Annotated in this window: 6 protein-coding genes and 1 pseudogene; 2 read left to right on the top strand and 5 right to left on the bottom strand. The window is 31.3% G+C overall.

The window, feature by feature from the left end:
• Both RYL88_RS08995 and RYL88_RS08990 read left to right on the top strand, forming a co-directional pair.
• Positions 1-321 (top strand): annotated as a pseudogene (locus tag RYL88_RS08995) (type II toxin-antitoxin system HipA family toxin); the annotation flags it as partial.
• Positions 322-351: 30 nt separating this feature from the next.
• The gene (locus RYL88_RS08990) at positions 352-522 is read left to right on the top strand and encodes a hypothetical protein (protein WP_314990718.1); all 171 of its coding nucleotides are present in this window, start codon (positions 352-354) and stop codon (positions 520-522) included.
• 242 nt (positions 523-764) lie between these two features.
• Here the strand turns inward: RYL88_RS08990 and RYL88_RS08985 are convergent, their stop codons facing one another.
• The 5 genes from RYL88_RS08985 to RYL88_RS08965 form a co-directional block, all read right to left on the bottom strand.
• The gene (locus tag RYL88_RS08985) at positions 765-1,982 is read right to left on the bottom strand and encodes an ATP-binding protein (RefSeq protein ID WP_314990717.1); all 1,218 of its coding nucleotides are present in this window, start codon (positions 1,980-1,982) and stop codon (positions 765-767) included.
• 340 nt (positions 1,983-2,322) lie between these two features.
• Complete coding sequence (locus RYL88_RS08980; protein WP_314990714.1) at positions 2,323-6,114, bottom strand: ATP-binding protein; 3,792 nt, start codon at positions 6,112-6,114, stop codon at positions 2,323-2,325.
• Positions 6,115-6,123: 9 nt separating this feature from the next.
• On the bottom strand, positions 6,124-7,320 hold the full coding sequence (locus RYL88_RS08975) for an AAA family ATPase (protein ID WP_314990712.1): 1,197 nt from the start codon (positions 7,318-7,320) through the stop codon (positions 6,124-6,126).
• Between the two features lie 406 nt (positions 7,321-7,726).
• On the bottom strand, positions 7,727-8,134 hold the full coding sequence (locus tag RYL88_RS08970) for a hypothetical protein (protein ID WP_314990710.1): 408 nt from the start codon (positions 8,132-8,134) through the stop codon (positions 7,727-7,729).
• A 48-nt stretch (positions 8,135-8,182) separates the two neighbouring features.
• Positions 8,183-8,398: a hypothetical protein gene (locus RYL88_RS08965; protein ID WP_314990720.1), complete on the bottom strand. Its 216-nt coding sequence runs from the start codon at positions 8,396-8,398 to the stop codon at positions 8,183-8,185.
• Positions 8,399-8,903: the final 505 nt, after the last annotated feature.

Genomic DNA, 8,903 nt, shown 5'->3' with positions numbered 1-8,903 from the left:
GTGCTATATGATGGAAAAAGCTGGAATTTATCCCCTGCATTTGATATAACGCCAACGCCTATAACCTACTCAAAGCAAAACCATGCTTTAAATTTTGTGGATTTTCAAAGCTTGCCCTCGGTCCAGCTTTTTTACGAGATAAAATCAAAATTTGATATAGATGACGGCGAGTTTAAAGAGATTATCGCAGATATGCTAACGGCAAGAGATAAATTTGAAGAGATAGCAAAACGAAATAAAATAAATAACGACAACTTAAAAATACTAAGAAACAACTACGATCACGAAGATTTTACAAAAGCTAAAGAATTTCTAGTATAGAGTGGTAAAATATGTAAACCGAGGCCAACTATGAAAAATCCACAAGACTACATCGACTCACTAAACGACGAGCTGCCGCCTGAAAATGTATCCATCATGGCAGATGAATACGACGACATCGAGCTATATGCACAAGTTGATAATACAGATTACATAAATAGCAATATTGCTTCAGACGATGATACAATCAGCGAAGAATAGATCAGACATGGAACTGGCTATGAGCTTGAAAAAGAATGTGTAAGTTCTGATGAATACATAGAGGATGATAGTTTTTCTGTATTATAAAATAATAACCTTTTTTTGTGATTGTTTCAAAATTCCACGACCTAAAATGAAAAAATGCAAAAAAAAGATTTTTAATAGAGATGTTTTTTAATTTTTGGAGACCTATCGGATCTCCAAAATCTTTTACGCAGGATTAATTGTTTTATTTCTCTGATTTAGCTCCCCATAAAACCAAACGGTAATGCAAACATATCATCATCTAGTTTTACGGCCGTATCTCCGGCGTAAAAGACTATGCCTTTATCAAATTTACTTTGCAAATTTTCTTTTAAGTGGTAGATATGCTTAAAGTCATCTTTGCTGATAGTTTTTGAGAATTTGACCTCTATGGCTATGAGCTTACCTGATATCTCAAGGATAAAGTCTATCTCTTTTTGGTCGCTCGTTCTATAGTAGTATATGTTTGCTCTTTTTTTGCTACTTGTATTTGCCTTTAGTAGCTCATCAAATACAAATGTCTCATATATGGCGCATTTATAAGGAGAATTTGCAAGATCTTGCGCTGAAGAAATTTGAAGAAGATGCGATAGCACTCCGGTGTCAGTGGTAAAAATTTTAGGAGTTTTTATAAGTCTTTTTAGAGCGTTATTAAAATATGGCTGGAGCTTTTGTATCTGATAAGTATGCTCAAGCACGCTAAAATAGCTATCAAACGTCTTATTATCAAGCCCGGACTCTAGACATAGCTCATTTTTGTTAAAGATGTTGCCACTTCTTAGCATACATAGGCGGTACATAGTGATAAATTTATTCATATTTCTAATGTTGCCTATCTCTTTAGCGTCTGATTCTATATATGTTCTTATGTATGAGCTAAACCAGAGGTATTTTGATTTTTCAGAGGTTATCTTTGTGATCTCTGGGTAGCCGCCGTTTATGATCTTTTCGGATAAGCCGTCGTTACCATACTTTTTTAGCGTCAGATGATCCATATCGCCACTTAAAATATCTATCAAATTTTCATCACTATGACTTAACTCTTTTTGAGAAAGCGGGTAAAGTTCTACTATACCTATCCTACCGGCAAGCGAGTCTGAGATATCTTTAAAGCCTTTTAAATTTGCAGAACTAGTTAATACAAACTGACCGTTTGTTCTGTTTTTATCTACAAATTCCTTAATGGCAACAAGTAGTATCGGTACTCTTTGTATCTCATCTATCACGATAGGCTTATCGCAGTGTTCTATAAAGCCTTTGGGATCGTTTCTTGCGGATTCATATATGTTTATGTCGTCAAGCGTTACGTAATTTGGTATATCTAAATTTAAAGCAAGTGTTGATTTACCAACCTGCCTAGCCCCGCTTATCAAAAGCACCGGAAAGCTTTTCATATACTCTTTTATCTCGTTTGTTATAGCTCGTTTGATATACATAGTATTTTATCCTTAAATATTTAGGAGTATGATACTATAATTTAAATAAATTTACAAAGTCTTATAGAGTTTAATACAAAACCCAAGCAACCATAATGGGATCTTGTTTCTCACCCCAATTTCTATATCATCGGCAGCCATATACGAGTTTGGCATATCTCTTATCTGTTCGAATCTCTTTTTAGCTCCGCCTATTTTAAAAGTAAATTTACCATCCGCGATAAAGTCCCCTTGTCTATGCTTACTGTTTTAAATTAGTAAGTGCACGGCATGATTTGAAGCTTTATTTGTAAAGATTTATATCAATTTATTTTATAATTATGTATTATTAAATTAACATTTAGTATCTATCAAATCGCTCATCTTCCATAAAATCAGATTTCTTTTCTCTATCAATACGACGTTTTAAATCATCAATTATCTCTTCAAGAAAAGATCTGTGTTTCAATAAGCTTACTGTATCCATTGCAGACATTAGTTTTTCATAAAATTCAATATCTCTTTGTATTACGGGCACCCGGCTTCCATGGGACATTCTTAAATTTTTCTCGAATTTTAGGCTTTTAAATAACTCGTAATCATTATTTTTTGAAATTATATAAGCGTATAGATGTGCTTTGGTATCAATGTTGGCATTTTCAGATTCATCGCTATTAAACTCGCAGATAAGCCTAGATATAAAAATCATTCTTTCTTTATCCATAAAGTATTTATCTATAAATTGTTTTATGATATTTATTGTTTTTTCTGTGTTTAGTAGTGGTGGATGTCGTAGCCGCATAAAGAAAGATTTTAAAAATTCAATTTCCCTAAAAACAAAACACTCTCTTGGCATACTATAAAATAATTCTATAATTTTTAAAAATATTTCTTCATAGTCGGATCTATTAAATAAAATAGAATAGTCCATATGGATGTCAATACTACAAGCATTATTAATAAAAGTATCTAAAATGCTTGTAGTATATCTATTTATAAAACTAGGGTCATAATTTAAAAGTTTATCTAATATTTTAGCATTGTAATCAAAATATCTGTTACTTTTTAGGCACGAAAGATATACAACTTCCATTAGATCTTTGTCTGGCGCGATATATTTATCTAGTGAGCTATTAAAAAAAATAAAAAAGAAATAAATAACTTTGGAAATTTCATTGCTATCATTTCTATTATAAAGCACTCTCAATACTTCTAAGACAATATCATCTCTGATATTTTCATACTTTTGCAAATAGTCAAAGTATTGTGGAATATTCGCAATATCAGCACTTTTATACAAATCAAGTAAATTCTTAACATCTGTTTGAGCGATATCGTTTTCGTCTATAGCTGCAAATATCCCAAATTTCCAAAAGTCTTTTGCTTTAAAATTCTGTTTTTCTATAAACTCAAAAGCACTATTTTTGCCCAAAATCTTTATAAGAATACGACGATCTAAATATAATAAAAATGGATCGCCTAGCTTAAAATACTCGCCTAAAACCTCTATAAACAGTTGCGAATCATTGCTTGATAAAATTTCAAGCAATATACCAAAGTTACTTCTGAAGCTATGTGGATTTATGTCATCAATAACATTATAAATTTCTACACACACATTAAATAACCCTATCCACTCATCTTTAGTTTTATGATTATTTGCAAATTCTATTAGCTTATTTTTTATATATACATTGTTTTGTTCAATATCATCACCTTCTAATTCATAAGGGTCTAGACACAATAAATCATCTGTATCAAAATAACTATGCTTAAATACAGTTTGTATATTTTCGTCATATGAAATTTTATTTCCGTCCAAAAAAGATAAAAAATCTCTTACTATTTTACAATGTTTATAAATCTTTGGATTAAAGTATTTTGCGGTTAAATCTAACATATATTTACTGTCTCGCTCTAGTATGTCTTTGCGATTTGAAATATTAGTTTTTTGAGAATATGCGTTTATAAACTTTTCCAAGTCGACCAAAAAATAACTACTTTTAAATATCTCATCAAGCCTTTCAAATATAGTTTTTCTAAAATTAATCAAAGCTTGTGTTGGAACAAGAGTATGGTTATATAAATTTAATGTTCTACTATGATGTCTAGTATCTTGAAAGTCAGTGCCTAACATCTCACTGGCAATCCCAATAAATAGTCTTCTTAAGAGCAAAGTATCGCTATTTTTTGATAGTTCCCAAAGCTTGTCCATAACTATCTTTTCTTTTTTGTATTCATCCATACAACTGTCAAGCTCATATCCAAATTCTTTTACCAAGGTATCAATAACTTCATATATTTTATTTGGCTTTTTATTTAGATACATCACTATTAGCTCTATTGCAATTTTTAGATTATTTTCGTCATTACTTCTAGATAGTAAAGAAAGTATATATAGTATAATATCTGATTTATTATCGCTACGTTTAAAAATATCAATACTATTTACATCTATATGCTCTTGCTCTAAGTTTTGTATCTCCCCATGTAGTTTTTCTAATATTTCTGACTCTTTTAGATACCAAAAAATTTCCATAAACTCCATTATTGGATTATTATCATGTCCCGCCAACAATGATTTATCTGAGTATTCTATCCATAGTTTATCTACAGGATCTTTTAGCTCTTTTAAGATTAAATTGATATCAAAAACCGGCACTATTTGATTTAAAACATCTCTTATTTTGCCTGAATGGTTTGGAAAAAAATTTACTATAAAACTACTTATTTTTAGGCTTTTATCCACAAATACAGTCTTATAAAAAAGATAGGATGCTAGTATTTGATCTGATACTTTAACGACACTATTTTCATACATATTAAATATCTCATATATATGAAGCTTTTCTATTTTATCCCAAATAGCAACAACATCAACCTCAAAGGCTTGTTTTATAATTTCTACTTGTTTATCGTTTTGCCTATCAATCACTCTAAAAAATGCCGCTATCGCAACTATTTTTCCAATGTCAATATCACCAAAAATATTTATATCATTGTCGGCACTTTTAAAATACTCTTTGTATAAATCATACGTATTATTTACAGCATCAAAAGATCCATTTTGGGCTATCTTACAAGCCATAAAAGCCATTCTAGGATTATTTTGTGAAATATTTAAAATTTTTTCCTTATATGCAGAATCTATATTTTTAAAATTTTTAGAAATGATTTCACTTACTGAGATATTGTCCATAGATTGTATTTCAATAACTGAGCAACTAATGTTGCTTGGAACTTTTTCTATAATATCTTTAGCATAGTCTCTAACTGTAGCAACTATCTTAATTTGAGAATTTGTAATTTTTTTGTTAAAAGAGTTAAGCAAATATCCAAGTGCTTGATGAATTCTATTGATATCATCGATAAATATTAAGAATTTCTTATCTTCAACTTTAAAATATGCCATTAAATCATCGTAAATATTGACACCTCTATTAAAAATGGCCTTAAATTTATACCCATTTTCCTTGGCAAATTTAGGTGCAACCTCTATTGTTAATCTTGTTTTTCCAACTCCAGCCTTTCCTGTTATAAATGTTATTTGGCTATCCTTTAAAGCAAATTCTATATCAGCCACTTCTTTATCTCTACAACACAGCACCGTATTTAGTGGCGCAGCATAGCCACTGCTTTCATACTCCACAACAAAATCGCTCTCGTCTAATATTTGCATAGTATCTACGCTGACGCCAAGAAAATCATATGCTATTTTAGAATAGTTTGCATACAAGTCATTTGCTAGACTTGAAATTCCTATAAAAAATAATTTATCTTTTGAATTACAATACTTCTGTAAAATTTCTAATTCACTAGGCTTAATATCGCAATTACACGCTAGAATAATTTTCTTTATTTTAGAGATACCAATACCAGTTTTTGCTTCATCAAAACATTTATTTAAATCTTTTGAAAATTTAGACACTATATCTGATTTTTGCGTTGTACATTCTACAAAGATATAACTCCCATCTTCTAGAGCTACAAAACTATCTGGGGTCCCTGAAATAGGTTTATCTTCGCCTATTTTTGCACCATTTGAATGAACCATAAAAGAAAACTTTTTGGATAAATATGTGTTTATCAATTTGTGAAATTTTGAAGCATCTATCTGAGATAACTCTTGTTCTATTTGGTTTATCTTACTCATATATAAATCCTAATACAAAAACCCAAGCAACCATAGCGGGATTTTATTTTTAACCCCTACTTCAATATCATCTGCTGCTATAAATGAATTTGGCATATCTTTTATCTGCTCAAAGCTCTTTTTTGCTCCGCCTATTTCAAAGACAAATTCGCCTACTATAAAATCTCCGGCTTTACCCGAGTAAATTTCAGTGATATTTCCAAGCTGATTGGCAAAAAACGTCTCTCTAACATTTCCTATATCTGGGCTATTTATATACATTAAATTTGTATTTTCAAGGTAAATTTTGTCTGCCTTATCCATATTTTTTATAGCAAGCTCGTTTTTCATTAAAAGCCTTATAAGTCCAGCACTATCAAGCATGGCAAGATACTCTTTTAGGGTTCTATCATCTCTTATATCAACAAGCGATTTTAGACTTGAGTAGTTTGGCTGATATGGGACGTTCGTGCTTATGGCATGAGTTAAGATCTTTAGCTTTCTTGCCGTATTGCCGTTTAAATTTGGATATATACTTAAAAGATCACTATCTATCGTAGCTTCTATGCTTTGCCTTAGAGTCTGATAAAAGGCAGTATCATTTGGCATATCGTTATAGTACGGGTAGTAACCCGCCTTTAGATACTCTCTAAAAAGCTTAATAACTGCTAGATCTTTTTGTTTTAAGGCGTTATTGGTATTAACAGCTATTTCCTGATGATTTGTAAGTAAATTTGCAAGCTCAACCGCTTCTAAATTTATGTCGTATCTTAGCCCTACATACTCCCTAAAGCTCATTCCGCTCATCTTATATACTATCGCTCTTCTACTTAGATCATGAGAGCTTTTTAATACTTCAAGAGCAGACGAGCCTGTAGCTACTATGTTTAGATCTTTAAAATTATCATAGGCAAATTTTAATATGGCTGATATATCTTTGCTTTTATGAATTTCATCTAGATATAGATGCTTTCCGCCATTTAATACAAATTCTCTTATAATCGAGGTTATATCGTTTGATATCTCTATATCATCTAGGCTTAGGTAAAGACTATTTTTGTTTTTACTAGCTAGCTGAGCCAATGTAGTTGTTTTACCTATTCCTCTTTGTCCAAGGATAACGATAAGCCTATGAGACAAATCTTTAGAGTCTATAAAGTATCTTTTAAATTTATGGTTATTTAACCTTATAAGGTCATTGCTCTTTAAGAAAAGTTGATCTAGCATAGTTTATCCCTTTATTATGTAATACAATACAATTATATCATAAAAATGCATGGAATAAAATACAGACAAGATTGTTTTTAAATACAAGATGTTTTATCGTGAACCTCTGCAAGTCTCAGTTTGTGTACGCGTTTGGTTTAAATTTAGCATTAACTAACCATTATATCGCACTGGCCGATATGCCTTGTTTCGATATTGGTCGATAACTTTTTTAGTTTTGGTGTAGTCTATTTTTTTCAATGATGCGAAATCTCCTTCATGATGTCGCCTAACTCCAATTCGGATACTTAAGTTGCAATTGCCTACGGCTAATTATTCAGACTACTTTAGACAGCTGACTGTACCCTTGCCCTCATTGTTTCAGGCGCCCGCCAACACGACAAATTTCCCTTATGGTTTTTAGATTCTATTCAAAAAGCGGTTTTATTCCGCCTCCATATTGTCCTAGACCCCTGTCTAAATCTACATTTGGAGTTATTGGCGCGTAAAGTTCGTCATTCATTTTTGCTTTTAAATCCAAATCATAATTAAGCTTGTCTATAGGATCGCTTAAATCGTATTGATATTCCTGCCCGCTAGCCCCTTTATATTTGTATTCACTCTCGACCATATTTTGCCTTTGACTATAATAGTTCTCGTATTTGTCAAAGCTATTGCTGTAATTATCATAGGCATCATTATTGCTATTATATATATCTTGTTTATATTGATATCCGCCAAGACCGCCGTACATATTTTGATCGTTATCATTGTCAAATCCATACCCAAACGCCATACTACACAGTATAGCGCAAACTAAAATAGCATTTTTCATTTTTATTCCTTAAATTTAGGTTTTCACATATTTTCGCCGAATTTTAAACTATCTTAGTTTTTTGTATCCTTTTTTACCGGTATACGGATTTATATTTCCCTTCGTAGAATAGTTGTTGAGCCTCGTGCCGTCTTTTCTGGTTTTATAGTGCGGCATTACATAGGTTCCGTTTTTCTTTATGTACCCTCGCATTCTTTGCGCGCCTTCTGCTACGCCAGTCAAAACAAATAGCGCGATCACGCACGTTAAAATTTTTCTAAGCATCACCCTACCCTCCTTTTTAAAAATTATATGTTAAAATTCATTTTTAATTTATTAATATATTTTTTACCACTTTTGCATTCTTTCTAATGGCTGCTATATTTTTGGCAATTTTGGATATCCATACTGCCTTCAATGCCAATATCTACAAAGGTAAAATCATCAAAAACAGCGCCGGTTTAGTTTGGTCGCATTGCTTGCCCTGCATTATGACGCGGAGTAAATTATAAATACATTAAAAAGCTTTGTGTTTTAAGACTATTTTTCAGCACGCTATTATTGCTTCAAATGTCACGATACTATATATAAAGTATAAAAACTAGCTTAATCTATCATTTATCACAAAGCCAAGCAAATAACATAACCAAATAAAGCAATATGAATTAGCGTTATTGTAGACTCTTATAATTATTCATTATTTTATATTATTAATAATATAATACTATAATATAACCAGCGAAGAAGAGATCCAACATAGAACTAGTTATGGGCCTGAAGACAATGAAGC

This window comes from uncultured Campylobacter sp. (genome assembly GCF_963517995.1).
In the GTDB taxonomy this organism is placed as follows: Bacteria; Campylobacterota; Campylobacteria; order Campylobacterales; family Campylobacteraceae; genus Campylobacter_A.
Note: the sequence above shows the minus strand (reverse complement) of the source record. Positions and strands in the feature narration are given on the sequence as shown.